The sequence below is a fragment of the Pseudomonas bharatica genome (assembly GCF_048586865.1).
Lineage (GTDB): Bacteria > Pseudomonadota > Gammaproteobacteria > Pseudomonadales > Pseudomonadaceae > Aquipseudomonas > Aquipseudomonas bharatica.
On record NZ_JBMAWR010000009.1, the window covers coordinates 165,632 to 191,367 of the forward strand.

The window sequence follows — 25,736 nt, forward strand, 5'->3', positions numbered from 1 at the left end:
TCGCGTGCGTTCAAGGAGTGTAGCCAAGGATATGGCCAGTCGCCTCTAGCCCCTGACCCCGCGGTGCCGGGTCAATGCGGCGGATAGTTGGCCAGCACCTGCGCCACTGTCTTCTGGATCGCCGAATTGCGCTCTTGCGGCGTTGGCGGGTAGTGGTTCATCACCTGCTCGGCACTGCCGCGCCAGACCAGCTTGCCGTCGCGACCGTCGAACAGGTCGATCTGGATGGTCGCCACCTTGTACTCCACGGTGCGGGTTTCGTTGAAGGCCGGGCCGCCCCAGTAGCCGCCGTAATAACCACCCCAGCCTCCGCCGTACTGGGTAGTGATCTGCTGGTGACGGTTTTCCACGATCAGGTAGGTCTGCACCTTGAGGTCGCCGCGGCTACCGGCCGGGGCCGGACGCAGGCCACGCTGGTCGAGTTCGCCGCTGACCGCCTGGCGGATGCGCTGTTCGGTCAGGTCGCTCTTGATCCGTGGATCGTCCGGGCGATATTGCAGCGCAGGCTCCTGCCAGCTCCAGCTGCGGTAGCCGGCGAAATCGCGGCTGGCGTCGAAGTCCTGGGACACGTTGTTGCTCTGGCAGGCAGCGAGCAGCGCCATAAGGGACAGCAAAGCGAGACGTCGAAACATGATGATTCTCCAAAGGCCTAGCTGGGAGGATAGCCGCTCATGGCTTTATCGACGGCCTCGCGCAGGGCATCGGCACGCTCGGCCAGGGAGCCCTGGCTGGCGGTCTCGGCACTGGCGCTCCAGACCGGCTGGCCGCTGCCGGCATCGAACAGGTCGACACGCACCACCATGACCTCGACTTCATAGGTGCGCACCACAGGCACGCTGCCGTAGATGCCGTAGCCGCTGCCGTAAGGGCCGCGGCCATAGCCCATGCCGCCGTAGCCACCGTAAGGCCCATACGGGTAGTAATCATCGTCGCGGTATTGGCGCAGGCGTCGTTCCAGGTGCATGTCGGCGCTGACCAGCAGATCGCCAAGTCCGTTCCGGGCCGGACGCAGGCCGCGCTGGTCGAGCGCATTGCTCACCGCCTCGGCCAACTGCGCCGGGTCGATCGACGCGCTGCCCGCCGGTAACCGGCCGTCGCGCCAGCTCCAGTTGCGGTAGCGCCCGTAATCCCGGGCGGGGGCAGGGTAGGCGCTGCGATCGAAGGTGTTCGCCGCCTGTGGCGGCGCCGGGGGCAGGGGATTTGAGCTGGCGACATAGGGATTGCTGCCCTGGCAGGCGGCCAGGGTCAGGCAGGTCAGGGCAAGAACGACGGGGTAGCGCATGGGGCTCTCCCTAAAGGGGACGGCAGATCCAGTGCAGGTAGCGGCCAAGGCCGGCGAAGGCTGGATGGCGCCGGTGGGCCAGTTCCATTTCCAGCAGGTCGATCAACTCGGCGCGGGCCTGGAACTCGGTCGGCATGTAGTCGTGAAACACCCGCACGCCACTCTCGGCCTCTACCTGCCATAGACCTTCGAGCCAGGTCCTGAGTTCGCGAGGATCGACGGGTTTTTGCGGGGTCAGGCTCTGTTTCTCGCCGGCCAGGGTATTGCGCCGCATCTTGCGGAAATGGCCCTTGAGCAGGTTGCGATAGACCAGTGCATCGCGGTTGTAGAAGGCCAGGGACAGCAGACCGTCGCTTCGGGTCAACTGGTGCAGCACTGGCAGGATCGCCTCGGGTTCGGCCAGCCACTCCAGCACCGCATGGCACAGCACCAGGTCGTAGGGTTCGGTCAGTTCGCCGAGCAGGTCCTGCCAGGGCGCCTGGATGAAGGTGGCCGGCTGGCTGGCAGCGGCGAAGCGCTCGCGTGCGCCATCGAGCATCGGTGCGGCGGGTTCGGCGAGGGTCAGGTGATGGCCTCGTTCGGCCAGCCACAGCGCCATATGGCCCAGCCCGGCACCGATATCGAGGATGCGCAGCGGGCGTTCCGGCAGGCACTCGGCAAGATCGGCCTGGAGCACGGCCAGGCGGATCGCGCCCTTGGCGCCACCGTAGATCTTCTCGGCGAAGCGGGTCGCAAGGGCATCGAAATGACGGTCGTTCATTGGTATCGGGTCTCCTGAGGCGATATAGCTTCAGGGGGAAGGGCCGGGCTGGCAAGGGGGATCGCATGGCTGGCGGAGACCCCTGTGGGAGCTGGCTTGCCAGCTCTCATAGAACAAAACATAACTCTTTGATTTGCAGGGACCTTGTGGGAGCGGGTTTACCCGCGATTGCTATAGTGACTTCACTACCGCAATCGCGGGTGAACCCGCTCCCACAGGGTACGCGTCGTGCTTTGGAACTGTTCTCTGCGCGACAGCGCAGCCTGAAAGGCTGGGCGGACTCCCACAGGGTCTTGCGTTGCCAGGATGACTACCTCAAATCGGTTGCCAGGTACCGGTCATATGGACAAGACCAGCATGCCCGCTCAGCCGGAACTGCCCGTTCGCCGCGGCCTCGCTGCCATCGAGGATCACCTCGCTCGGTAACCGCACCGGCTTGTGGAATGCCACCGCCACCTCATAGCCGCTGCGCGGCAGGTGCCCGCGCAGATGGGCCATGGCCATGGCCTTGCTCCACATGCCATGGGCGATGGCCTGGGGGAAGCCGAAGAGCCTGGCGCTGGCCGCACTCAGGTGGATCGGGTTGTAGTCGCCGCATACCTTGGCGTAATGCCGACCGATATCGCTGTCCGCATACCAGCGGGCCAGCTCGCTCATCTCCAGTGGCTCGGGCTGTGCCTCCAGCGGCACTTCTCCTGCCACCTTCATGCCACGGCAAAGCATGCGACTGGTCTCGGACCAGATCAGCCCGAGCCCGTCCTCGGCATCGGTGCGCAGGTCGAGGGTGGCGCCTTTTTCATGGGGCTGGAGGTTGTCCACCGACACCGAGAAGCGCAGCCGCGAGATGCCGCCCAGTGGCCGCAACACACGAATCCGGTTGCCCAGATGAACCATGCCCAGCAACGGTGCCGGGAACTCCTTGGCGGTGAGCAATTGCAACTGCAAGGCAAAGGCCATGACATGGGGGTAGGTCGGCGGCAGGCGACCATCCTGGACGAACAGGCAGAGCCTGCGATAAGCCTCCAGGTTGCGCGCGTCGACATTGATCCCGCAGCGCAGTCCGTAGCGCGGCAGGCTGTCGCCGGTGATCCTGCGTTTGCTCGCCGCCTTCATGTACAGCCCGGAGAGGCTGGCGGTGCTGCCGAGGTCGTGCCAGGTCTGGGTCATGGTCAGGCTCCCATTACCGCCTGGCCGCAAACCCGCAGCACCTGGCCGCTGACCGCGCCGCTACCCGGCTGCGCCAGCCAGGCAACCGCTTCGGCGACATCCTGCGGCAACCCGCCCTGGCCCAGCGAACTCATGCGCCGTCCGGCCTCGCGCAGGGTGAAGGGGATGGCTGCGGTCATGCGGGTTTCGATAAAGCCCGGCGCGATGGCATTGATGCTGATGCCGCGCTCGGCCAGCAACGGCGCCCAGGCCTGGGCCAGGCCAATCAGCCCGGCCTTGCTCGCCGCATAGTTGGATTGACCACGGTTACCGGCGATGCCGCTGATGGACGCCATGACCACGATGCGCCCGTCATCGCGCAGGGCGCCGCCGTCGATCAGCGCCTGGGTCAGCAAGGCCGGTGCCTTGAGGTTCACCGCCAGGACCGAATCCCAGTATTCCGGGGTCATGTTGGCGAGGGTCTTGTCGCGGGTGATCCCGGCGTTGTGCACGACGATATCGATGCCGTCCGGCAGCCCTTCGAGCAACCTGGCGGACGCGTGGCTGGCGCAGATATCCAGGTCCAGCGCGCGTCCGCCGAGGCGCTCGGCCAGGGCCTTGAGGTCATCCGCGGCCTGGGGTACGTCGAGCAGCACCACCTCGGCGCCATCGCGGGCCAGGGTTTCGGCAATGGCGGCGCCGATCCCGCGGGCAGCACCGGTTACCAGCGCCTTGCGCCCGGCCAGCGGGCGGGTCCAATCCTGCACCTGGCTGGCGCAGGCTTCCAGGCGCAGGACCTGGCCGCTGATGAAGGCGCTTTTCGGCGAAAGGAAGAAACGCAGCGCGCCTTCGAGCTGGTCTTCGGCGTTCTTCGCCACGTACAGCAGCTGCAGGGTGCCGCCGCTGCGCAATTCCTTGGCCAGGGAGCGGGCAAAGCCTTCCAGGGCGCGCTGGGCGACCCGGGCAAGTACGTCGTCGAGCTGCTCCGGGGCGCGCCCGAGAATCACCACCTTGGCGCTGCGATCGAGGCTGCGCAGCAGCGGCTGGAAAAACTCGCGCAACTGCTTGAGCTGATCGATGTCGCCCAGGTGGCTGGCATCGAAGACCACCGCCTTGAGCTTGCTGCCGAGCCCCGCGACCCACGCCGGCAGGCCCAGGGCGTCATCGGCGAAGCTGACCACTTCGCCGGTCAGGCGCTGGCCGAACTCCGCGACCTTCAGCGCCAGCGGCCCGCCACCGAGCAACAGCGTACCCTCCACGGGCCGCAGCCGGCCGGCTTGCCAGCGCTCCAGGCGGGCAGGCTGCGGCAGCCCGACAGCCCCCACCACACGCCGGCCCAGATCGGAGTTGGCGAAGTCGATATAGCGGTCGCTCATGGCACGTCTCCCTGAAATAAGCATCAGAGTGTGGACCATGATCGGCCTTTGGTCGTTCGAACCGGGAAAAAAGTCCTACGCTCTATGCGTCTATTTCGGGAATAAAAGGAATGTCTTTCATGCGAAGTCTGCGTCGGGTCGCGATCATCGGCGGTAATCGAATCCCTTTCGCCCGCTCCAATGGCGCCTATGCCACGGCCAGCAACCAGACCATGCTGACTGCCGCGCTTGAAGGCCTGATCGAACGCTTCGGCCTGCATGGCCTGCGCCTGGGCGAGGTGGCAGCGGGGGCGGTGCTCAAGCATTCGCGGGACCTGAACCTGACCCGTGAATGCGTGCTCGGTTCGCGCCTGTCGCCGCAGACCCCGGCCTACGACATTCAGCAGGCCTGCGGAACGGGGCTGGAAGCGGCGTTGCTGGTTGCCAACAAGATCGCCCTCGGGCAGATCGAATGCGGCATCGCAGGTGGCGTGGATACCACGTCCGATGCGCCCATCGCGGTCGGCGAGGGCCTGCGTCGGGTGCTGCTGGACGCCAATCGCGGCAAGACCACCGCCGACAAGCTCAAGGCCCTGCTCAAGCTGCGCCCGTCCGACCTCAAGCCGGAGTTTCCGCGCAATGGCGAGCCGCGTACCGGCTTGTCCATGGGCCAGCATTGCGAGCTGATGGCGCAGCACTGGGGCATCCCCCGCGAGGAGCAGGACGCACTGGCGCTGCTCAGTCACCAGCACATGGCCGCAGCCTACGACGAGGGCTGGCATGACGACCTGCTTACGCCATTCCAAGGCCTGACCCGCGACAACAACCTGCGGCCCGACCTGAGCCTGGAAAAACTCGCTGCCCTCAAGCCGGCGTTCGAGCGCGGCGGCAACGGCACCCTGACCGCTGGCAACTCGACGCCGCTGACCGATGGCGCGTCGGTGGTCCTGCTGGCAAGCGAGGAATGGGCCAGGGCGCGCGGCCTGCCGGTACTGGCCTACCTGCTGGATGGCGAGAGCGCCGCGGTGGACTTCGTCAAAGGTCACGAAGGCTTGCTGATGGCGCCGGTCTATGCCGTGCCGCGCTTGCTGGCGCGTCATGGCCTGACCCTGCAGGACTTCGACTATTACGAAATCCACGAGGCCTTCGCCGCCCAGGTACTGTGCACCCTGAAAGCCTGGGAAGACCCCGAGTACTGCCGCGACCGCCTCGGCCTGGAACAGCCGCTGGGCGCCATCGACCGCTCGAAGCTGAACGTGAAGGGCAGTTCCCTGGCCGCCGGGCACCCCTTCGCCGCGACGGGGGGCCGCATCCTGGCCAACCTGGCCAAGCTGCTCGACCAGGCTGGCAGTCAAGGCGGCCGCGGGCTGATCTCGATCTGCGCCGCGGGCGGTCAGGGCGTGACGGCGATCATCGAGCGTTGACCAGCTCCGGACTCTTTGCGGCGGCGGCCTTGGCCTGGCTGGAATAGCTCTCGGCCATGATCGAGCAGACGATCAACTGCAGCGGGTGGTAGATCATGATCGGCAGCAGGATCAGGCCCAGGCCCGGGTGCGCGCCGAAGATCAGCGCGGCCATCGGCGCACCCGCCGCCAGCGACTTCTTGCTGGCACAGAACACCGCCGCGATCTCGTCGGCCCGGTTGAAGTGCAGGGCGCGTGCGGTGCGGGTGGTCAGCCAGAGCACCAGGGCAAGGATCAGCGCGCTGCCGACGAAGGCGGTGATCAGCACCGACAGCCCCTGTTGCTGCCACATGCCGGACATCATCGAGTTGCAGAACGCGGCATACACCAGCAGCAGGATCACCACCTTGTCCATCACGTTGGTGTAGCGCTTGTGCCGGGCGAAGAAGCGGCCCAGCCAGGGACGCAGCACCTGGCCCAGCAACAGCGGAGCGAGCAGCAGGGCGCAAAGGTCGAGCAAGGTCGCGCCGAGGTCGATGCCGTCGCTGCCGCTGCCCACCACCAGGCTGCACAGCCATGGGGTGATGAAGATGCCGAGTACGCTCGACAGGCTGGCGTTGAGGATCGCCGCCGGTACGTTGCCACCGGCGCTGCCGGTCAGCGCCACCGAAGACGAAATGGTCGAAGGCAGGGCGCACAGGTAGAGGAAACCGAGCATCAGCAAGGCCGGGAGCTGGCTGCCGATGACGCTTTTGCCCAGCAGCCAGAGCAGCGGAAAGACCACGAAGGTGAAGACCTGCACCATGACGTGCAGGCGCACGTTCTTCAGGCCGTGACGAATCTGCTCGCTGGACAGGTTGATGCCGTGGAGGAAGAACACCACGAACACGCCGATATTGATCACATATTCGGCGTGCATGGCCCCGCCTGCCGCGCCGAAATGCGGGAACAGCCAGGCGAGGAAGGTGGCGAGGAACATGCCGCAGAGGAACCAGTCGGTGACCACGCGCTTGAGGTGCTTGAATGCTTGCATAGGCGGACCTTCGAATCATCTTGTAATAATCAGCCGTGACGTTAACCTGCAAGGGATTTTCCGTCTTGCGACATAAGGCCAAGCGATGCCGACTAACGGACAAAACGGCGCTCCCCGTCGGATTCCCGACCTGAGCGAGTTGCCCCGACCGCTGTACGCGCGGGCCGAGAGCCTCGGTGCGGGGTCGTGGACGACACGGCATCGGCATGACTGGGTACAGTTTTCCTACGCCATCAGTGGCGTGCTTGGGGTGTACACCGCCGAGGGCAGTTACTTTGCCCCGCCGCAGTGGGGCGTGTGGATACCGGCCGGGGTCGAACACGAGGTGATCACCTCGACCCGCGCGGAGATGCGCAGCCTGTATGTGCGCCGCAGCGATTCGGCCTGGGCGCCGGGGCATTGCCGGGTGCTGGAGGTGACGCCGCTGGCCCGGGAGTTGATCAAGCAGTTCTGCCAGTACCCGGTGGACTATGCGCAAGGGGACAGTGACGAAGCCCATCTGGTCCAGGTTTTGCTCGATCAGTTGCGCACCTTGCCCGAGGTCGGCTTTTCCCTGCCGTTGCCGCAGCATCCGGGGTTGCTGGAGGTCTGCAACCAATTGCTGGAAAACCCCGAGCAAGGTTACAACCTGGAGCATTGGGCGCAGCGCCTGGGGCGCTCGGAAAAGACCCTGATGCGCCTGTTCCAGCGCGAGACCGGCCTGAGCTTCCGCGCCTGGCGCCAGCGCATGCGCCTGCTGTCGTCGCTGGAGTCCCTGGAACAGGGCCAGAGTGTCACGCAGGCGGCATTGGGATGCGGTTACGATTCAACCTCGGCGTATATTGCCGCCTTCAAGGGGCTGTTCGGCGCGACCCCCGGGGAACTGTTCCGGGAATGAGCTGACGTAAATTGAAACCATGTGGCCTTCGCTTCGGCACCGATACCGGCAGGGCGCTTGATATATCGTGTGCGCCTCGCCTAAAGAGGCACCCCAATTCAGTGGCAGACAGGAGCAAGAACAAAAGCCGATGAAGACTCCCAAACGGATAGAACCGCTGATCGAAGACGGGATGGTCGATGAAGTGCTGCGCCCGCTGATGAGTGGCAAGGAAGCAGCGGTCTACGTGGTGCGCTGCGGGCGTCAGTTGCGCTGCGCCAAGGTTTACAAGGAAGCCGACAAGCGCAGCTTCCGCCAGGCCGCCGAGTACCAGGAAGGACGCAAGGTGCGCAACAGCCGCCAGGCCCGGGCCATGGCCAAGGGCTCGAAGTACGGGCGCAAGGAAGCCGAGGAAGCCTGGCAGAACGCTGAAGTGGCGGCCCTGTTCCGCCTCGCCAGTGCCGGGGTGAGGGTCCCGAAACCCTACGATTTCCTCGACGGCGTGCTGTTGATGGAACTGGTCACCGACGAAGACGGCCAGGCCGCGCCGCGACTCAACGATGTGCACCTGGAAGCCGACCAGGCCCGCGAATATCACGCCTTCATCATTCGCCAGATCGTGCTGATGCTCTGCGCGGGACTGGTGCATGGCGACCTTTCGGAATTCAACGTGCTGCTCGGGCCGGACGGGCCGGTGATCATCGACCTGCCCCAGGCCGTGGATGCGGCGGCCAACAACCACGCCTTCAGCATGCTGGAGCGGGACGTGGCGAACATGGCCCACTACTTCGGGCGTTTCGCCCCGGAGCTCAAGCAGACCCGCTACGCCAGGGAGATGTGGGCGCTGTACCAGGAAGGCAAGTTGCAGCCGGACAGCGTCCTGACCGGCAGCTGGAAGGACGATGACCACGTTGCCGATGTGGGTGGCGTAATGCGCGAGATCGAAGCGGCGAAGTTCGAGGACGCCCGGCGCCGCGCCGGCCGCGAGGACGCCGAGCGCGGCCCGGTCAAGGGAGAAGAGCCGCCGCCACCTTGGGCGCAGTAATCCCTGTGGGAGTTGGCAAGACGGCTCCCACAGAACAAAACATAACTCTTTGATTTGCAAGGACCTTGTGGGAGCGCGTTCACCCGCGATGACTCAAGTGAACCCACCATCGTAATCGCGGGTGAACCCGCTCCCACAGTATCCGCGGCGCACTGGAGTCCAGTATTCAGTGACAACAACCGGCTGCCAGGTCCTTGAGGATCGGGCAGTCGGGGCGGTCGTCGCCGTGGCAGTGGGCGACCAGTTCGCTCAGGGTGTCACGCAGGCTCACCAGTTCCTCGATGCGCCGGTTCAGGTCGGCGATATGCTCGCTGGCCAGGGCCTTTACATCGGCGCTGGCACGTTGGCGGTCCTGCCACAGGGTCAGCAGCTTCGCCACTTCCTCCAACGAGAACCCCAGGTCCCGCGAGCGCTTGATGAAGGTCAGGCTGTGCAGGTCGTCCTGGCTGTACAGGCGATAGCCACTGTCGCTGCGTGCGGCGGGCTTGAGCAGGCCGATCGACTCGTAGTAGCGGATCATCTTTGCGCTCAGGCCGGTGCGCCTGGCTGCCTGACCGATGTTCATGCCTTGTGTTCCTCCGCCGGTGTTTCAGGTTTCCAGGTTTTCAGCAGCAGGGCGTTGCTCACCACGCTGACGCTGGACAGGGCCATGGCCGCGCCGGCCAGCACCGGGTTGAGCAGGCCGAAGGCGGCCAGGGGGATGCCGATCAGGTTGTAGATAAAGGCCCAGAACAGGTTCTGGCGGATCTTTGCGTAGGTCTTGCGGCTGATTTCCAGGGCCGCCGGGACCAGGCGCGGATCGCCGCGCATCAGGGTGATACCGGCCGCCTGCATGGCCACGTCGGTACCGCCGCCCATGGCGATACCGATATCGGCGGCGGCCAGGGCCGGGGCGTCGTTGATACCGTCGCCGACCATGGCCACTACACCGGACGCTTTCAATGACGCCACATGCGCGGCCTTGTCCGCCGGCAGCACCTCGGCGTGCACGTCGTCGATGCCCAGGGCCCTGGCGACCACGCTGGCGCTGCCACGGTTGTCGCCGGTCAGCAGGTGGCTGGTGATGTTGGTTTGCGCCAGTTGCCTGACCGCTTGCTCCGCGCCCGGCTTGAGGCTGTCGCCAAAGGCGAACAGGCCCAGTACCCGGGGCTGCGGGGCGGTCTCGATCAGCCAGGAGAGGGTGCGGCCTTCGGCTTCCCAGGCCTTGGCGTGGTCCGCCAGCGCGCCGGGTTGCAGGCCGCTTTCGTCGAGCAGGCGGCGGTTGCCCAGGGCCAGGGCACGTCCGTCGAGCGTGCCGGCGATGCCGCGACCGGTGAGGGACTGGCTATCACGGATATCAGGGACGTTCAGGTTCCGTTCGGCGCAGGCGTCCAGCACGGCTTTCGCCAGCGGGTGTTCGCTGCCACGTTGCAAGGCCCCGGCCAGTTGCAGCAGGCGGGCGTCGTCACCGTCCATCGAGTGTTGATGGACGATGCGCGGGCTGCCGGAGGTCAGGGTGCCGGTCTTGTCGAATACCACGCGGTTGACCGCATGGGCCCGTTCCAGGGCTTCGGCGTCCTTGATCAGGATGCCGTGGCGCGCGGCGACCCCGGTGCCGGCCATGATCGCCGTCGGCGTGGCCAGGCCCAGGGCGCAGGGGCAGGCGATGACCAGCACGGCGACGGCATTGATCAGCGCCACTTCCAGCGGGGCACCGGCCAGCCACCAGCCGACCAGGGTGACCAGGGCCAGGACCAGCACCGCCGGGACGAACACCTGGCTGACTCGGTCCACCAGCTTCTGGATCGGCGCCTTGGCCGCCTGGGCGTCTTCCACCAGGCGGATGATCCGTGCGAGCACGGTTTCCGTGCCCAGTGCCAGGGTGCGCACCAGCAACCGGCCTTCGCCGTTGATCGCGCCGCCGGTGACGCGATCGCCGGGCCGTTTCGGCACCGGCAGGCTCTCGCCGCTGATCAGGGCTTCGTCGGCATGGCTCTGGCCTTCGACCACTTCGCCGTCCACCGGGAAACGCTCGCCGGGCTTGACCAGCACCAGGTCGTCCAGGCGCAGGACGCTGATCGGCACGTCGCGCTCGACGCCGTCCACTACCTGCACGGCCCGCTCCGGGCGCAGCGCCTCGAGGGCGCGGATGGCGCTGGCGGTCTGGCGCTTGGCACGGCTTTCCAGGTACTTGCCCAGCAGGACCAGGGCGATCACCACCGCGGACGCTTCGAAATACAGGTGCGGCATCATTCCCGGCATGGCCCGGGACCATTCGTACAGGCTCAGGCCATAGCCGGCGCTGGTGCCCAGTGCGACCAGCAGGTCCATGTTGCCGGCCCCGGCGCGTACGGCTTTCCAGGCCGCGACGTAAAAGCGCGCACCGAGGATGAATTGCACCGGCGTGGCCAGGGCGAACTGCGCCCAGGCCGGGAGCATCCAGCTGATACCAAAGGGCTGCAGGAGCATCGGCAGTACCAGCGGCAGCGCCAGCAGGACGGCCAGGGCCACCGCCCAACGCTCGTTGCGCAGGCGTCGTTCGCTGTCGTCACGGCTGGCTGTTTCGCTTTGCTCAAGGCTGGCGCTGTAGCCGGCGCGTTCGACGGCGGCGATCAGCGTGCTGCTTTCCAGACCTGGGGCGGTTTCGATATGGGCGCGTTCGTTGGCGAGGTTGACGCTCACCGACTGCACACCGGGGACCTTCTTCAGCGCGCGTTCGACCCGACCGGCGCAACTGGCACAGGTCATACCGCCGATCGGCAGGTCGAAGGTGATTGACTCGGGCATGGGGCTCTCCTCCGTGGACTGGCCTCCAGCATCAACCTTGCCATGCTGGCAAGGTCAATAGCCCAGGGCGGCCTGTTTCAGGTAAAGGCCGGTTTGGCTCGTTGCTATGCGGTACTTGACGACTTGCCCGGCCTTGAGGGTGAAGCGCTGGGACCTCTGATTCTCGACGCCGTTGTTGCAACCCGGGGCCTGGCCCGGTAACAGGCGCAGGCGCACTTCCACATCGCCCGGCGGCAGGTTGAAGGAGGTGGACTCTTCCTGGAACAGCCGACCGGTGAGCTGGTCGTTGAGGTAGATCCCGATCTCGCAGGACGTGGCGACCTCCAGGCGTTCGCGGGAAATGATCATCACGCTGTAATCGGTGGGCGCTGCGGCGCTGGCCAGGGGAACCTGGCCGGACCATCCGAGCAGAGCGAGAAGGCCGAGTGCTGCCTTGCCCATGGCTGAAACTCCTGCTGATAAATCGACAAGCACGCAGCTTGGCCGACCCGGGCAAGGATTTCCAGCCCGGCAGCATCACGGCAAACTTGACCTTGCCCCGGTGGCAAGCTTGAGACTGCGGACAAACCCAACCAGGAGTCACGACGATGCAAGTATTCAACGTGGAAGGAATGACCTGTGGTCACTGCGTCAAGGCCGTGACCAACGCGGTGCAGCGCGAGGACGCGGCGGCGGAGGTCAAGGTGGATCTGGCACAGAAGCAGGTCTCGGTGAAAAGCGAATTGCCAGCGGAGCAGATTCTCGAACTGATCCGCGACGAGGGGTATGAGGCCCGGGTGATCTGATCCGCGAGCGATCACATACCCTGTGGGAGCGGGTTCACCCGCGATGACATCGGTGGATTCACTACTGCAATCGCGGCGGTTCGGCGCTCCGATGAACCCGCTCCCACAAGGTGCGCGATCAGCCTTTCGAATTTTCACCTCTTTCCCTTGGAGCCCCGGTAGACTAGCCAACTTGCTTAGCTAGCTACGGATTCCCATGAACCTGCGTACCATCCTGATCCTCGGCGCCCTCAGTGCGTTCGGGCCGTTGGCGATCGACTTCTATCTGCCCGGCTTCCCGGCCATGGCACTGGCCTTCGGCACCGACGAGAAACACATCCAGAGCACCCTGGCCGCGTATTTCCTCGGCCTGTCCATCGGCCAGCTCGCCTACGGGCCAATCGCCGACCGCTTCGGCCGGCGCATTCCGCTGCTTGGCGGGGTGGTGCTGTTCACCGCCGCTTCCCTGGCCTGCGCCTACGCTCCCACCCTTGATGCCCTGGTCATCGCCCGCTTCGTCCAGGCCCTTGGCGGTTGCGCCGGAATGGTCCTGTCCCGTGCCATCGTCAGCGACAAATGCGATGCGGTGGGCTCGGCCAAGGTCTTCTCGCAGTTGATGCTGGTGATGGGCCTGGCACCGATCCTCGCGCCGATGCTGGGCGGGCTGCTGGTCAACCTGTATGGCTGGCAGTCGATCTTCATCGCCCTGACCCTGTTCAGCGCCCTATGCACTCTGGCCGTGGCCCTCGGCCTGCCGGAAAGCCTGCCGGCCAACCAGCCGCGCCCGCCGCTGTCCGGTGCACTGGGCCAATACTGGCGCCTGCTGAAGGATCGGCGCTTCCTCGGCCATGCCATTACCGGCGGCATCTCCATGGCCGGAATGTTCGCCTATATCGCCGGCTCGCCGTTCGTCTTCATCAAGCTCTACGGGGTACCGGCCGAGCATTATGGCTGGCTGTTCGGCGCCAATGCGGCTGGCTTCATCCTGGTGGCGCAGATCAACGCGCGCCTGCTTGCCAAGCGTGGCCCGGCCGTGCTGCTGGCGCGGATGGTGTGGTTGTACCTGGCGGCAGGATTGGTGCTGCTGGGCATCAGTGCGCTGCATACCGAAGCATTGTGGCCGCTGCTGATTCCGCTGTTCGTGTGCATTGCCAGCCTCGGCGGCATCATCCCCAATGCCTCGGCCTGCGCCATGAACGGGCAGGGCGCGAGGGCCGGAAGTGCCTCGGCATTGCTGGGATGCCTGCAGTTCAGCGTCGCTGCGGGCGCAGCGGCCCTGGTGGGGATTTTGCACGACGGCAGCGCGATGCCCATGGCCATCGTCATTACCCTGTGCGGGGCGGCGGCAGTCACGGCGGCGACGCTGACCCGTCGCCTCCCGCTCAGCCGGCCTGCCTGAACAAGGGGTGCGGTGCGCGGATCCGCGCCTGCAAGGTATCGATGAAGGCCCGGGCCTCGGCCTCGCTGCGAAAACCCACGACATGCTGGTCAAGCCGGACCTGCCAGGGGCGGTCCGGTTTCTTGCCTGTTGCCTCGAGCACTACTTTCATCGCGGCACACCTCCGGTTGGCAAAGGTCGCTGGATTGTAGGCGCGAGTTTCCCGGCTGCGGCATGACCTGGAGCAAATCGCGGACTGGCGGTCATGCCATGCGTCGGGTGGTCAGAAGCCTTCGAGTACGATCTTGCCCTTGGCCGCCCCGCTTTCCAGCAACTGGTGGGCACGACGCAGGTTCTCTGCGTTGATGGTGCCGAAGTGCTCGCCCAGGGTGGTCTTCAGGGTGCCCGCATCGATCAGCTCGGCGACCCGCTCCAGCAGCTTGTGCTGCTCCAGCATGTCCGGGGTTTCGAACAGCGAGCGGGTGTACATGAACTCCCAATGCAACGACAGGCTCTTGCGCTTGAGCTTGGCCACGTCGAGCTGTTGCGGATCGTCGATCAGCGCCAGCTTGCCTTGCGGAGCGAGGGCCTCGACCAGTTGATCGAGGTGCTGGTCGGTCTGGGTCAGGCTGGCGACGTGGGTGACGTGCTGCACCCCTGCGCTGCGCAGGGCCTCGGCCAGTGGCTGGCGGTGGTCCACCACCAGGTCGGCGCCCAGTTCGCGGGCCCACTCCTGGGTTTCCGGACGCGACGCGGTTCCTATCACGCGCAGACCGGTGAGCTGGCTGGCCAGTTGGGTCAGGATCGAGCCGACGCCGCCGGCGGCGCCAACGATCAGCAGGCTCTGGCCCAGGTCTTCCTTGCCTTCGGCGAGCTGCAGGCGTTCGAACAGCAGTTCCCAGGCGGTGATGGCGGTCAGCGGCAGTGCCGCGGCCTCGGCGAAGCCCAGGGTTTTCGGCATATGGCCGACGATGCGCTCGTCCACCACATGCAACTCGCTGTTGCCGCCGGCGCGGGCGATGGAACCGGCGTAATAAACTTTATCGCCCGGCTGGAACAGGCTGACTTCGCTACCCACGGCCTTGACCACGCCGGCTACGTCCCAGCCCAGCACCTTGGCCGCGCCGTTTTCCGGCTGGACGTTGCGGCGGACCTTGGTGTCCACCGGGTTGACCGAGATCGCCCGGACCTCCACCAGCAGGTCGCGTGGGCCCGGTTGCGGAGCGGGCAGTTCGATGTCCTGCAGGGCGGCGGCGTCTTCGATCGGCAGCGACTGGTAGTAGGCAATGGCTTTCATCGGGGGATTCCTCGTTGAGAAGTGGATGAGCGCCATCATTGATCCTTTCGTTTCTGGTTAAAAGCCGCTAAAACCGCAGAAACTTTCAAAATAATTTTGAAAATAAAGGCGGTACATATGTTGCGTTTCGATGATCTGCAGCTTTTCGTCCGTGCAGCGGAGCACGGCAGCCTCTCGGCGGCGGCACGCCTGCTCGACCTTTCGCCAGCGGTGGCCAGTGCGGCGCTCAAGCGCCTGGAGGCGCAGCTCGGCGCGCGTCTGCTGGCACGCTCCACCCGCAGCCTGCGCCTGACCGCCGAGGGCGAGGGCTTTCTTGCCCATGCCCGCGCGGCCTTGACCAGCCTCGATGAAGGGCGGCGCCTGCTGGCCCGGGAGCGTGACGAAATCAGTGGCGTGTTGCAGCTGTCGGCGCCGTCCGACTTCGGTCGCAATGTGCTGCTGCCCTGGCTCGACGAACTGCAGCGCGAGCACCCGCTGCTCAATGTGCGTCTACTGCTGGGCGACCGAAATGCCGATCTGTTCCGCCAGCCCGTGGATATCGCCCTGCGCTATGGTGCGCCCGAGGATTCCAGCCTGGTGGCGGTACCGCTGTGTCCGGACAACCGTCGAGTGCTCTGTGCGTCGCCGGACTACCTGGCTCGGCATGGCGAGCCGTTTAGCGTGGCCCAGCTGACAGAGCACAATTGCCTGCTGTACCGCCTGGGCAGTGGTGTGCATGACCATTGGCGCTTTTACCTGGATGGGCGGGAAGAGGACGTGCTGGTCAGTGGCGATCGCTTCTGCGACGACGCCGATGTCGTCCGGCGCTGGGCTGTGGCAGGAGCGGGGATCGCCTATAAATCCTGGCTCGATGTCGCCGCCGACGTGCGTGCCGGGCGCTTGCGGGTGCTGCTCGGCCATTACCGGGGCGAGGCTGCACCACTAAACCTGTTGTGTACCCACCGCGCTCAACTGGGCAAGCCGGTACAACTCCTGGGTGACTTGCTCAAGGCGCGTTGTCGTACAGTTCTCGATGAACTTTAAACGCGGCGTGTTTGATTATTGGCAAGGTCTTACATCCCCTGCGCATTTGCTTAAAAGGCATTATTACTTTCAATGTAGGCGTATTACCTGAGCGAACTTGAAGACGGATATTCAGCGTGTCGATGCATCCAGTCATTCATGGGCATCTGCCGGGATTTCGCAGGGGCCGGGCTGCCACGAAAGTCAGTGTCCAAACTTTGTAAGGCCAGGCAAACCTTGGGTGATCGCTCGCAAAACGGCGACGATTATCGCGGGGAGCATGCTTATACTGGGCCGGGCAATTGCCGCCATCAAGATAAAGTTTCCCAGGCTGAAACAGCGCCGGATGCGCTGTTCGACCCGACGCATACCTGGAATTGCCGGCCAACTTTGGTCCGGCCTGGATATGAGGAAAACTTTATTCATCAATGAAACTACGCAGGGAGTGGAGACATGCAACCGATAGCCAGTATCAGCCAGGTCGCCAGTTTGATGGCCGACCCGAAACGCAGTGCCATGCTCTGGGCGCTGATCGATGGAATGGCACGCCCGTCGGAGGAACTGGCCATGCTGGCCGGGCTGACACCGTCTTCGGCCTGCGCCCACCTGGCCCGGCTGTCGGCCTGCGGGCTGCTCAAGCGCGAGGCCCGCGGGCGCAAGCGCTACTTCCGCCTGGCGGCCCCGGAAATCGGTACGGCCGTGGAGGCCCTTGCCAGTGTGACCATCCGCGAGCACGAGACGCCGCTGACCAGGCAGCCCGCCATAAGCGTGCCGCAGGCCATGCGCAAGGCGCGCCTGTGTCGCGATCATCTGGGCGGAGAAGTGGCGGCCGACCTGCTCCAGCGCCTGCTGGACGCGCAATGGCTGCAGCAGACCGAGCAGCAACTGGACATCACCCTGACCGGGCGCGAGGAGTTCGCCAGCCAGGGCATTTTCATCGATGCCCTGGCGCAGCGCGATGGCCGCCTGTGCAGCTTGTGCAGTTGCTGCAGCGAAGTCGACCAGCGCCGTCCGCACCTGGGGGGCGCCTTGGGCAGCAGTGTGCTCAAGCTGTTCGTGCAATCCGGGTGGGTGCGAATCACCGACGAAACCCGGGCCGCCCAGGTGACCGCGGCGGGCTTGCGCGGCATCCAGCAGATCGCCCGGATGCCGCTTCCCCTACGGATGGGGTGAAGGTGCCTCAGGCCCTGACCAGGCGGGCGTCCAGGCTGTTCTGTGCCAAACGGCGGGCCTGGTCTTCGGTCATGCCCAGATGGGTGTGCAGGGCGTGGAAGTTCTCGGTGACATAACCGCCGAAATAGGCCGGGTCGTCCGAGTTCACCGTGACCTTCACGCCGCGCTCGAGCATGTCGAGGATGTTGTGCTGGCTCATGTGGTCGAACACGCACAGCTTGGTGTTGGACAGCGGGCACACCGTCAGCGGGATCTGCTCGTCGATGATGCGCTGCATCAGGCGTTCGTCCTCGATGGCACGCACGCCGTGGTCGATGCGCTGGATCTTCAGCAGGTCGAGGGCTTCCCAGATGTACTCGGGCGGGCCTTCCTCGCCGGCGTGGGCGACGGTCAGGAAGCCTTCGCTGCGGGCGCGGTCGAAGACACGCTGGAACTTGCTCGGCGGGTGTCCCATTTCCGAGCTGTCGAGGCCGACTGCGACGAAGGCGTCACGGAAGGGCAGGGCCTGGTCGAGGGTCTTGTGCGCTTCTTCTTCGCTGAGGTGGCGCAGGAAGCTGAGGATCAGGCCGCTTTCGATACCCAACTGTTCACGGCCATCCTTCAGGGCGAGGGTGATGCCGTCGAGCACCACTTCGAAGGGGATGCCACGGTCGGTATGGGTCTGTGGATCGAAGAAGGGTTCGGTGTGAACGACGTTCTGCGCCTTGCAGCGTTGCAGGTAGGCCCAGGTCAGGTCGTAGAAATCCTGCTCGGTGCGCAGGACGTCCGCACCCTGGTAATACAGGTCGAGGAATTCCTGCAGGTTGTTGAAGGCATAGGCCGCGCGCAGGGTTTCGACATCATTCCAGGGCAGGGCGATCCTGTTGCGTTCAGCCAGGGCGAACAGCAGCTCGGGCTCCAGCGAACCTTCCAGATGAAGGTGCAGTTCTGCCTTGGGCAGCGCGTTAAGCCAGTCGTACATGGGAGGAATCTCATCAGGTGCAATCGGCGCATTCTACAGAGGTTGCCAGACCGGTGCGGTGAAACCTGACCGACAGGTTGACTATGCAGGCGCCATGTTCTTAGGCACCGGTCGTTCAGGCAGGGAACATCACCAGGTCAGGGCTTCGCCCCGGTAGTTGACGTAATGCACGCCGGGCTTGCCACTGTGCGCCTTGACCTGTTCGAGCATGCCGCGGGTGCTGGTGGCAACGTCGATATCCGCGCCGTCGCCGCCCATGTCGGTCTTGACCCAGCCCGGGTGCATCGCCAGGACGCTCAGGCGGGTATCGCCGAGGCGGACCACGAAACTGTTGATCATCGAATTGAGGGCTGCCTTGCTGGCCTTGTACAGCGCCAGTTCCGGAGCATCAAGAATGGCGATGCTGCCCAGCACCGAACTCATGAAGGCAATCACACCGCCGTCCTGGCGCAACTGTCCGGCGAAGCGCTGGGCGACACGGATCGGCGCCACGCTGTTGGTCATGAACAGCTCGCCGATTTCGGCCAGTTGTACGGCCTCGGCATTCTGGTTGTCCGGGCCCTTTACCCCGGCATTGATGAACAACAGGTCGAAGGTCTGGCCTGCAAGCTGTTGCTTCAGGGCATCCAGCTGCTCGGAGCTGTTCATTTCCAGGGTAAGCACCTGGACGTTCGGTAGCGTCTTTAGCGCAGTGGCCTTGGCGATATCGCGCACGGTGGCGACCACCTGCCAGCCGTCTTCGCTCAGGCGTTCCACCAGGCCGAGGCCAAGGCCGCGGGAGGCGCCGATGATCAGGGCGGTTTTCACAGTCATGCGAGGGCTCCTTTCAATGTGAGGGGGCAGCGTTCTTCCAGGCGCTGCCTGAGCGCCTGGCGCAGCTCGACGAGGGCATCAATACGCGCCTCGACCAGTTCCAGCTTGTTGTGGATAAAGCGCGTTATCAGCGCTTCGGGGTCCGCGGCCTGCCACAGCTCGGCGACGTTGTGGCTGATTTCGCCGAGGCTGAAACCGAGTTTTTGCGCGGTCTTGATCAGCAGCACCAACTGCACGGTTTCCACCGGGTAATCACGATAGCCGTTGGCGCTGCGGTTGGAGCGGATGAGGCCGCGTTCTTCATAGAACCGCAGGGTGTCGCGGCTGACGCTGCAGGTTTGCGCCAGTTCTCCGATACGCACGATCAATTCCTGTGGAGAGGGGTTGACCTTGGAGCATACTCCAGGCTTTAGCCTGCCGCTCTCACTTTCCAACAAGGAGCGGTATATGTGGAGCCAGAGCGGTTATCGTGGTTTGGTCAGGGCCAGTGGCTGGTATGACTTGCTGGTTGCAGCAGCGTTCGTCACCCCCTGGAGCTTCATGTTGTTGCACGGGCTGCTGGGCGAGGTCAGTGCCTTCCTGGGGCTGGCTGGCGACCTGCCCGAGTTCTCGCCCTTGCACATGCTGATGGGCAACCTGATGGGGTCGATCGTTTGCGTCTGGTCGGTCCTGCGTATCCGCGATCCACAACAGCAATTCGGCCGCTACGACGCGGTCGGGCGTTTGCTGTTTGCCACCTGGCAGGGGTACGCGTTGATGCACGGGGCCACGCAACTGCTTTGGGGCTTCCTGGTACTGGAAGTGATCTGGGGCATCCTGCAACTGTTGCCAGTGAACAAGGCCGAACAAAAAATGATCAATTCTCTCGCATGACGGCCAGGCAAGCGCGTGGCGCAGGCGTGCACGGTTTATCCACAGCTTGCTCCACAGTATCTGTGGGCAAGCCGCTTGGCTGGGTATAAGTGCAGATTCATGCGCTTCGAAACGCGATAAGCCAGGTTAAGCGGCTGATTGTTCGACGAATAAGCGCCTGTCATCAAATGTTGATCAAAATATGATCGTTGCGCTGCAAGCCTTGTGGCAGAAGGCTTGCAGCGGCCTGCCCAGAGGTTATCCACAGGCGGGCCCACAGTAGGTGTGAGCAAGTGTTCAGCAGCGTTCGAGCAGGATGCGTCCCCGGCTGAGATCGGCCAGTTGGCGTTGCACGTTGTCGATGTGTTCGGCACCAAGGGCCAGTTGCACATCGACGCCATTCGCGGTGAAGGCTTCATCGAGGATCACGCCGTCGGCTTCGGCGATCCGTAGCTTGAGCAGAGCCAGCTCGCTGAACGAGCAACTGCATTTCAGTTCGGTTCGACTTATCAACAGGCGTTTCGGCGCCTGTTGCAGGCACTTGTTGGCGCCCCCGCCGTAGGCTCGGGCGAGGCCGCCGGTGCCCAACTGGATGCCGCCGTACCAGCGGATCACCAGCACCACCACCTGATCGCAATCCTGCGCCTCGATTGCCGCCAGGATCGGTCGACCGGCCGTACCGCCGGGTTCGCCATCGTCGCTGCTGCGGTACTGGGCGCCTATCTTCCAGGCCCAGCAGTTGTGGGTGGCGGCCAGGTCGCTGTGTCGTTCGAGAAAGGCCTGGGCGTCGGCGGGCGTGTCGATGTGGGCCGCGAGGGTTATGAAACGGCTCTTGCGAATTTCTTCGCGGTATTCGCAGGTTTCCAGCAGCGTAGAAGGCATAAGCGGGTGTTCAGTTCGGCGGAGTCAGGCCACAGCCTTTGAGAATGATGTGGATAAGATTGTCGCCGGCCTCTTCCATGTCCTGCTTGGTCAGGCGGCTACGGCCAGTGACTTGGCAGATCTGCGTGGCGAAGTCGGCGTAGTGCTGGGTGCTGCTCCACAGCAGGAAGATCAGGTGCACGGGATCGACCTTGTCCATCTTGCCGGCGTCGATCCAGGCCTGGAATACCGCTGCCCGGCCTTTGAACCATTCACGGTAGTCCTGGCTGAAGTAGTCGGTCAGGCAGTTGCCGCCACTGATGATTTCCATGGCGAAGATCCGCGACGCCTGGGGGTTGCGTCGGGAGAATTCCATTTTCGCACGGATGTAGCGGGCGAGCGCTTCGGCCGGGTCGTCCTCGACACTGAGGGCGTTGAAGGTGCTGTCCCACAACTCGATGATGTTGCTCAGGACAGCGATATACAGGCCCAGCTTGTTGGTGAAGTAGTAATGCAGGTTGGCCTTGGGCAGCCCGGCCTTGAGGGCGATGGTGTTCATGCTGGTGCCCTTGAAGCCGTGGCGGGCGAATTCATCTTCGGCGGCCTGGATGATGGCCTGCTCGTTCTTCTGGCGGATACGCCCGGCGGGCTTGGCGGCGAGGGTGCGGTGGGCGGGCACTTCAAGGGTCATGGGCAATTCCGGCAAGCAAGGAAATTAAGGCACATGCGTTGATACCCCAGGCACGGCGGGTGGGCAAGCGCGAAGACGCGAGAATATCGCAATTGGCTCCTAACGTGTCGCAGCCAGGCTCTCGAGGAAGCTTTCCAGGACCAGATGGGGACGTCGCCCCTTGCGTGTGACCCAGGCCAGCGACAGGTCGTAGAAGCGCTCGCCAGGCTTGAGCGCGCGCAACCGTCCCTGCTGGACCCAGAAGGTGGCGTAGTGATCCGGCAAATAGCCGATGTAGCGTCCAGTGAGGATGAGGAAGGCGATGCCCTCGCGGTCCGAGGCACTGGCCGTGCAGTTCAGCGCCTGATGCAGCGCCTGGATGTCCGCAGGCAGGCGATAGGTCGGGGCGATCGCATCCTGGGCATTGAGGCGCTGGTCTTCCAGTTGCCGGTCGTCCACGTAGAACAGTGGATGGCCGACGGCGCAATAGAGCAGCGAGCGTTCGCTGTACAGCGGTTGGTACTCCAGGCCCGACAGCGGACTGGCCTGTGGGACCACGCCAACATGCAGGCTACCGTCGAGCACGCCCTGTTCCACCTGGCTGGGCGGAATCATGCGGATACGAATGCGCACATCGGGGCCGCGGTCCTTGAGCTGGGCCAGGGCGTGAGTAATGCGCATGTGGGGCATGGTCACCAGGTTGTCGGTCAGGCCGATGTTCAGCTCGCCGCGCAGATGCTGGTGCAGGCCGTTGACCTCGGTGCGGAAGCTTTCCAGCGCGCTGAGCAACTGCAGGGCCGACTGGTAGACCTCGCGGCCTTCTTCGGTCAGGGAGAAACCGGCGCGCCCGCGCTGGCACAGGCGCAGGCCGAGGCGCTGTTCGAGGTCGCCCATCTGCTGGCTGATTGCCGAGCGGCCGATGCCCAGGACGTTTTCCGCTGCCGAGAAGCCGCCACACTCGACCACGCTGCGGAAAATCTTCAGCAGGCGGATATCGAAATCGCTGACCTGGGAAAGCGGTTCGGGACGACGGCTCATAGTTTAGTGACCGGTAATCCAAAGATTGGAAAAGTAGAGTTTTCCAGACTTTATAGGCGTGACAAGTTATCGGCAATACACCGAACGCTGTTCAACCTGCCTCGCGAGGTCCTGTCGATGAATCTGCCTGAAAACGCTCCTGTCGGTCTGGCCAGCCAGCTGAAGCTGGATGCGCACTGGATGCCCTACACCGCCAACCGCAACTTCCAGCGTGATCCGCGCCTGATCGTCGCCGCCGAAGGCAATCACCTGGTCGACGATAAGGGCCGCAAGGTTTTCGACGCCTTGTCCGGCCTGTGGACCTGCGGCGCAGGCCATACCCGCAAGGAAATCCAGGAAGCCGTCGCTCGCCAATTGGGCGTACTGGACTATTCGCCGGCGTTCCAGTTCGGTCATCCGCTGTCTTTCCAGTTGGCTGAGAAGATCACCGAGCTGACCCCGGGCAATCTGAACCACGTCTTCTATACCAACTCCGGTTCCGAGTGCTGTGACACTGCGGTGAAGATGGTGCGTGCCTACTGGCGGCTGAAAGGCCAGGCCACCAAGACCAAGCTGATCGGTCGCGCTCGTGGCTACCATGGGGTGAACATCGCCGGTACCAGCCTGGGCGGCGTAAACGGCAACCGCAAACTGTTTGGCCAGTTGCTGGACGTGGACCACATCCCGCATACCGTATTGCCGGGCAATGCGTTCACCAGGGGCATGCCGGAAGAGGGCGGGATCGCCCTGGCCGATGAAATGCTCAAGCTGATCGAACTGCACGATGCTTCGAACATCGCAGCGTTGATCGTCGAGCCGCTGGCCGGTTCCGCCGGCGTACTGCCACCGCCCAAGGGCTATCTGAAACGCCTGCGGGAAATCTGCGACCAGCACAATATCCTGCTGATCTTCGACGAGGTCATCACCGGTTTCGGCCGCATGGGCGCGATGTTCGGTGCCGACGCTTTCGGCGTGACCCCTGACCTGATGTGCATCGCCAAGCAGGTCACCAACGGTGCCATCCCGATGGGCGCGGTGATCGCCAGCAGCGAGATCTACCAGACCTTCATGAACCAGCCGACTCCCGAGTACGCTGTGGAATTCCCCCACGGCTACACCTACTCGGCGCACCCGGTGGCCTGCGCGGCCGGCATCGCTGCACTCGATCTGTTGCAGAAGGAAAACCTGGTGCAGTCCGCCGCGGAACTGGCGCCGCATTTCGAGAGCGCGCTGCACGGCATCAAGGGCACCAGGAACGTCATTGATATCCGCAACTATGGTCTTGCTGGCGCGATCCAGATTGCCGCGCGTGATGGTGATGCGATCGTCCGTCCATACGAAGCGGCGATGAAGCTGTGGCAAGCCGGTTTCTATGTCCGCTACGGCGGCGACACCCTGCAGTTCGGCCCGACCTTCAACACCAGGCCACAGGAGCTGGACCGCCTGTTCGACGCGGTGGGCGAAGCGCTGAATGCCATCGACTGATCTCTTTCTCTTTCCGGGGCGGGCCGTCTGGCTCGCCCGAACCTGATTACTGGAGTTATTGCATGAGCACCGTTGCACACCTGATCAATGGCGAACTGGTTTCCCCGAGCGAGCGCAGCGCCGATGTCTTCAACCCGTCTACCGGCCAGGCGATCCACAAGGTGGCACTGGCCAGTCGCGCTACCGTGCAGCAGGCCATCGATGCAGCCAAGGCCGCGTTCCCGGCCTGGCGCAACACCCCGCCGGCCAAGCGTGCGCAGGTGATGTTCCGTTTCAAGCAACTGCTGGAGCAGAACGAGGCGCGTATTTCCCAACTGATCAGCGAAGAACACGGCAAGACCCTGGAAGACGCTGCCGGTGAACTCAAGCGTGGTATCGAGAACGTCGAGTTCGCCTGTGCCGCGCCTGAAGTACTGAAAGGCGAGTACAGCCGCAACGTCGGTCCCAACATCGATGCCTGGTCCGATTTCCAGCCGCTGGGCGTGGTGGCCGGTATCACCCCGTTCAATTTCCCGGCCATGGTGCCGTTGTGGATGTATCCGCTGGCGATCGCCTGCGGCAACTGCTTCATCCTCAAGCCTTCCGAGCGCGATCCGAGCTCGACTCTGCTGATCGCCCAATTGCTGCACGAGGCCGGTCTGCCCAAGGGCGTGCTGAACGTGGTGCATGGCGACAAGGAGGCGGTGGATGCGCTGATCGACGCGCCAGAGGTGAAGGCCCTGAGCTTCGTGGGTTCGACGCCGATCGCCGAGTACATCTATGCCGAAGGAACCAAGCGCGGCAAGCGCGTCCAGGCACTGGGCGGCGCGAAGAACCATGCGGTGCTGATGCCGGATGCCGACCTGGACAATGCGGTCAGTGCACTGATGGGCGCTGCCTACGGTTCATGCGGGGAGCGTTGCATGGCCATCTCGGTGGCGGTGTGCGTGGGTGACCAGGTGGCCGATGCGCTGGTGGCCAAGCTGGTTCCGCAGATCCAGGGTCTGAAGATCGGTGCCGGTACTTCCTGCGGTCTGGACATGGGCCCGCTGGTGACCGCAGCGGCTCGCGACAGGGTGGTGGGGTATATCGACGACGGCCTGGCGGCTGGCGCCGAGCTGGTGGTGGATGGTCGTGGCTTGCGTGTTGCCGGCCATGAAGACGGCTACTTCGTTGGCGGTACCCTGTTCGACCGCGTCACCCCGGAGATGCGCATCTATAAGGAAGAGATCTTCGGGCCGGTGCTGTGCGTGGTGCGGGTCAACAGTCTGGAAGAGGCGATGCAACTGATCAACGATCACGAGTACGGTAACGGTACCTGCATCTTTACCCGTGACGGTGAAGCGGCGCGTCTGTTCTGCGACGAGATCGAAGTGGGCATGGTCGGCGTCAACGTGCCGCTGCCGGTGCCGGTGGCCTACCACAGCTTCGGCGGCTGGAAGCGTTCGTTGTTTGGCGACCTGCATGCCTACGGTCCGGACGGTGTGCGCTTCTATACCCGGCGCAAGGCGATCACCCAGCGCTGGCCGCAGCGTGCCAGCCATGAGGCTTCGCAGTTCGCGTTCCCGAGTCTCTAAGCGCTGCTCTGTTCTATATAGAAGAAGCGGGAGGCCCTTTGGGCCTCCCGCTTTGTTTTAAGGGCTTTTGACCGGCATGACAATTTTGTTGCAACAAGTGCTTGACGCCCGGTTTTATCTCTCTATAATTCGCCCCACTTCCGGCGCAGTCGAAACGGAAAACTCCTTGAGATTCAACGAGTTAGAAGTTTCAGGTGGTATCGGAAGTACTTCGGTCTTCACCGAAAGCGGTTGAAAAAGGCAGTTGACAGCAGGTTGTAA

The 25,736-nt window shown here is 64.1% G+C and carries 27 protein-coding genes; 10 read left to right on the forward strand and 17 right to left on the reverse strand.

Annotated elements, in window-relative coordinates; translation table 11 throughout:
• Positions 1-71: 71 nt before the first annotated feature.
• The 5 genes from ACKLLE_RS13040 to ACKLLE_RS13060 all read right to left on the reverse strand — a co-directional run bounded on the left by ACKLLE_RS13040 (position 72) and on the right by ACKLLE_RS13060 (position 4,564).
• The gene (locus ACKLLE_RS13040) at positions 72-632 is read right to left on the reverse strand and encodes a DUF4136 domain-containing protein (protein WP_009400805.1); all 561 of its coding nucleotides are present in this window, start codon (positions 630-632) and stop codon (positions 72-74) included.
• 17 nt (positions 633-649) lie between these two features.
• Positions 650-1,282: a DUF4136 domain-containing protein gene (locus ACKLLE_RS13045; protein WP_420058219.1), complete on the reverse strand. Its 633-nt coding sequence runs from the start codon at positions 1,280-1,282 to the stop codon at positions 650-652.
• 10 nt (positions 1,283-1,292) lie between these two features.
• Positions 1,293-2,042 carry a methyltransferase gene (locus tag ACKLLE_RS13050; RefSeq protein ID WP_009400808.1) on the reverse strand — a complete coding sequence of 250 codons (750 nt, stop codon included), beginning with the start codon at positions 2,040-2,042 and terminating at the stop codon, positions 1,293-1,295.
• 315 nt (positions 2,043-2,357) lie between these two features.
• Positions 2,358-3,209, reverse strand: coding sequence for a MaoC family dehydratase (locus ACKLLE_RS13055; protein ID WP_420058220.1), 852 nt, complete (start codon positions 3,207-3,209; stop codon positions 2,358-2,360).
• A gap of 2 nt (positions 3,210-3,211) precedes the next feature.
• Positions 3,212-4,564, reverse strand: a complete 1,353-nt coding sequence (locus ACKLLE_RS13060; RefSeq protein WP_420058221.1) for a 3-oxoacyl-ACP reductase — start codon at positions 4,562-4,564, stop codon at positions 3,212-3,214.
• A gap of 119 nt (positions 4,565-4,683) precedes the next feature.
• On the opposite strand from ACKLLE_RS13060, the gene ACKLLE_RS13065 reads away from it, so the two are divergent.
• Complete coding sequence (locus ACKLLE_RS13065) at positions 4,684-5,967, forward strand: acetyl-CoA C-acetyltransferase (protein ID WP_420058222.1); 1,284 nt, start codon at positions 4,684-4,686, stop codon at positions 5,965-5,967.
• Here the strand turns inward: ACKLLE_RS13065 and ACKLLE_RS13070 are convergent.
• Positions 5,954-6,979, reverse strand: a complete 1,026-nt coding sequence (locus tag ACKLLE_RS13070; RefSeq protein WP_064304424.1) for a bile acid:sodium symporter family protein — start codon at positions 6,977-6,979, stop codon at positions 5,954-5,956. The two genes, ACKLLE_RS13065 and ACKLLE_RS13070, sit on opposite strands and share 14 nt — an antisense overlap.
• A gap of 85 nt (positions 6,980-7,064) precedes the next feature.
• On the opposite strand from ACKLLE_RS13070, the gene ACKLLE_RS13075 reads away from it, so the two are divergent.
• Together ACKLLE_RS13075 and ACKLLE_RS13080 are read left to right on the forward strand one after the other, a co-directional pair.
• The gene (locus tag ACKLLE_RS13075) at positions 7,065-7,856 is read left to right on the forward strand and encodes an AraC family transcriptional regulator (RefSeq protein WP_037060617.1); all 792 of its coding nucleotides are present in this window, start codon (positions 7,065-7,067) and stop codon (positions 7,854-7,856) included.
• A gap of 130 nt (positions 7,857-7,986) precedes the next feature.
• Complete coding sequence (locus ACKLLE_RS13080) at positions 7,987-8,880, forward strand: PA4780 family RIO1-like protein kinase (protein ID WP_009400814.1); 894 nt, start codon at positions 7,987-7,989, stop codon at positions 8,878-8,880.
• Between the two features lie 166 nt (positions 8,881-9,046).
• Here the strand turns inward: ACKLLE_RS13080 and cueR are convergent, their stop codons facing one another.
• Genes cueR through ACKLLE_RS13095 form a run of 3 tightly spaced genes read right to left on the reverse strand, consistent with a single transcriptional unit; the run spans position 9,047 to position 12,087 of the window.
• A complete protein-coding gene (cueR, locus tag ACKLLE_RS13085; RefSeq protein WP_009400815.1) occupies positions 9,047-9,445 on the reverse strand; it encodes a Cu(I)-responsive transcriptional regulator in 399 nt (132 codons plus the stop codon).
• Positions 9,442-11,646 (reverse strand): heavy metal translocating P-type ATPase, encoded by a 2,205-nt coding sequence (locus ACKLLE_RS13090; protein ID WP_420058223.1) that lies wholly within the window; start codon positions 11,644-11,646, stop codon positions 9,442-9,444. Before ACKLLE_RS13090 ends, cueR begins: the two co-directional genes overlap by 4 nt.
• Before the next feature lie 54 nt (positions 11,647-11,700).
• Entirely contained in the window at positions 11,701-12,087 is a 387-nt protein-coding gene (locus tag ACKLLE_RS13095; protein ID WP_420058224.1) for a hypothetical protein, read from the reverse strand.
• Positions 12,088-12,233: 146 nt separating this feature from the next.
• Here ACKLLE_RS13095 and ACKLLE_RS13100 point away from each other — a divergent pair, with 146 nt between their 5' ends.
• Positions 12,234-12,431: a heavy-metal-associated domain-containing protein gene (locus ACKLLE_RS13100; protein ID WP_009400819.1), complete on the forward strand. Its 198-nt coding sequence runs from the start codon at positions 12,234-12,236 to the stop codon at positions 12,429-12,431.
• Between the two features lie 196 nt (positions 12,432-12,627).
• Positions 12,628-13,809, forward strand: coding sequence for a multidrug effflux MFS transporter (locus ACKLLE_RS13105; protein ID WP_420058225.1), 1,182 nt, complete (start codon positions 12,628-12,630; stop codon positions 13,807-13,809).
• Here the strand turns inward: ACKLLE_RS13105 and ACKLLE_RS13110 are convergent.
• Both ACKLLE_RS13110 and ACKLLE_RS13115 read right to left on the reverse strand, forming a co-directional pair.
• On the reverse strand, positions 13,793-13,960 hold the full coding sequence (locus tag ACKLLE_RS13110) for a hypothetical protein (RefSeq protein ID WP_009400822.1): 168 nt from the start codon (positions 13,958-13,960) through the stop codon (positions 13,793-13,795). The two genes, ACKLLE_RS13105 and ACKLLE_RS13110, sit on opposite strands and share 17 nt — an antisense overlap.
• Before the next feature lie 111 nt (positions 13,961-14,071).
• Positions 14,072-15,085 (reverse strand): zinc-binding alcohol dehydrogenase family protein, encoded by a 1,014-nt coding sequence (locus ACKLLE_RS13115; RefSeq protein ID WP_420058226.1) that lies wholly within the window; start codon positions 15,083-15,085, stop codon positions 14,072-14,074.
• 117 nt (positions 15,086-15,202) lie between these two features.
• Here ACKLLE_RS13115 and ACKLLE_RS13120 point away from each other — a divergent pair, with 117 nt between their 5' ends.
• Entirely contained in the window at positions 15,203-16,108 is a 906-nt protein-coding gene (locus ACKLLE_RS13120; RefSeq protein ID WP_420058227.1) for a LysR family transcriptional regulator, read from the forward strand.
• 432 nt (positions 16,109-16,540) lie between these two features.
• On the forward strand, positions 16,541-17,260 hold the full coding sequence (locus ACKLLE_RS13125; RefSeq protein WP_420058228.1) for an ArsR/SmtB family transcription factor: 720 nt from the start codon (positions 16,541-16,543) through the stop codon (positions 17,258-17,260).
• A 7-nt stretch (positions 17,261-17,267) separates the two neighbouring features.
• On the opposite strand, the gene ACKLLE_RS13130 is transcribed toward ACKLLE_RS13125, so the two are convergent.
• From ACKLLE_RS13130 to ACKLLE_RS13140, 3 genes are all read right to left on the reverse strand, one after another.
• Positions 17,268-18,221, reverse strand: a complete 954-nt coding sequence (locus ACKLLE_RS13130) for an adenosine deaminase (protein ID WP_420058229.1) — start codon at positions 18,219-18,221, stop codon at positions 17,268-17,270.
• Between the two features lie 129 nt (positions 18,222-18,350).
• Positions 18,351-19,034, reverse strand: coding sequence for an SDR family oxidoreductase (locus tag ACKLLE_RS13135; RefSeq protein ID WP_420058230.1), 684 nt, complete (start codon positions 19,032-19,034; stop codon positions 18,351-18,353).
• Positions 19,031-19,396, reverse strand: coding sequence for a MerR family transcriptional regulator (locus ACKLLE_RS13140; RefSeq protein WP_420058231.1), 366 nt, complete (start codon positions 19,394-19,396; stop codon positions 19,031-19,033). The genes ACKLLE_RS13135 and ACKLLE_RS13140 overlap by 4 nt, the downstream gene beginning before the upstream one ends.
• Positions 19,397-19,481: 85 nt before the next feature.
• Here ACKLLE_RS13140 and ACKLLE_RS13145 point away from each other — a divergent pair, with 85 nt between their 5' ends.
• On the forward strand, positions 19,482-19,907 hold the full coding sequence (locus ACKLLE_RS13145) for a hypothetical protein (protein ID WP_420058232.1): 426 nt from the start codon (positions 19,482-19,484) through the stop codon (positions 19,905-19,907).
• A gap of 276 nt (positions 19,908-20,183) precedes the next feature.
• On the opposite strand, the gene ACKLLE_RS13150 is transcribed toward ACKLLE_RS13145, so the two are convergent.
• The 3 genes from ACKLLE_RS13150 to ACKLLE_RS13160 all read right to left on the reverse strand — a co-directional run bounded on the left by ACKLLE_RS13150 (position 20,184) and on the right by ACKLLE_RS13160 (position 22,455).
• Positions 20,184-20,768, reverse strand: coding sequence for an IMPACT family protein (locus ACKLLE_RS13150; RefSeq protein WP_420058233.1), 585 nt, complete (start codon positions 20,766-20,768; stop codon positions 20,184-20,186).
• 10 nt (positions 20,769-20,778) lie between these two features.
• Positions 20,779-21,438, reverse strand: a complete 660-nt coding sequence (locus ACKLLE_RS13155; protein ID WP_064304412.1) for a TetR/AcrR family transcriptional regulator — start codon at positions 21,436-21,438, stop codon at positions 20,779-20,781.
• 99 nt (positions 21,439-21,537) lie between these two features.
• On the reverse strand, positions 21,538-22,455 hold the full coding sequence (locus tag ACKLLE_RS13160; protein ID WP_009400832.1) for a LysR family transcriptional regulator: 918 nt from the start codon (positions 22,453-22,455) through the stop codon (positions 21,538-21,540).
• A gap of 117 nt (positions 22,456-22,572) precedes the next feature.
• Here ACKLLE_RS13160 and aptA point away from each other — a divergent pair, with 117 nt between their 5' ends.
• Positions 22,573-23,919, forward strand: a complete 1,347-nt coding sequence (gene aptA / locus ACKLLE_RS13165) for an omega-aminotransferase AptA (RefSeq protein ID WP_064304411.1) — start codon at positions 22,573-22,575, stop codon at positions 23,917-23,919.
• Positions 23,920-23,981: 62 nt separating this feature from the next.
• A complete protein-coding gene (locus ACKLLE_RS13170; RefSeq protein ID WP_420058235.1) occupies positions 23,982-25,475 on the forward strand; it encodes a CoA-acylating methylmalonate-semialdehyde dehydrogenase in 1,494 nt (497 codons plus the stop codon).
• The last annotated feature ends 261 nt before the right edge of the window (positions 25,476-25,736 follow it).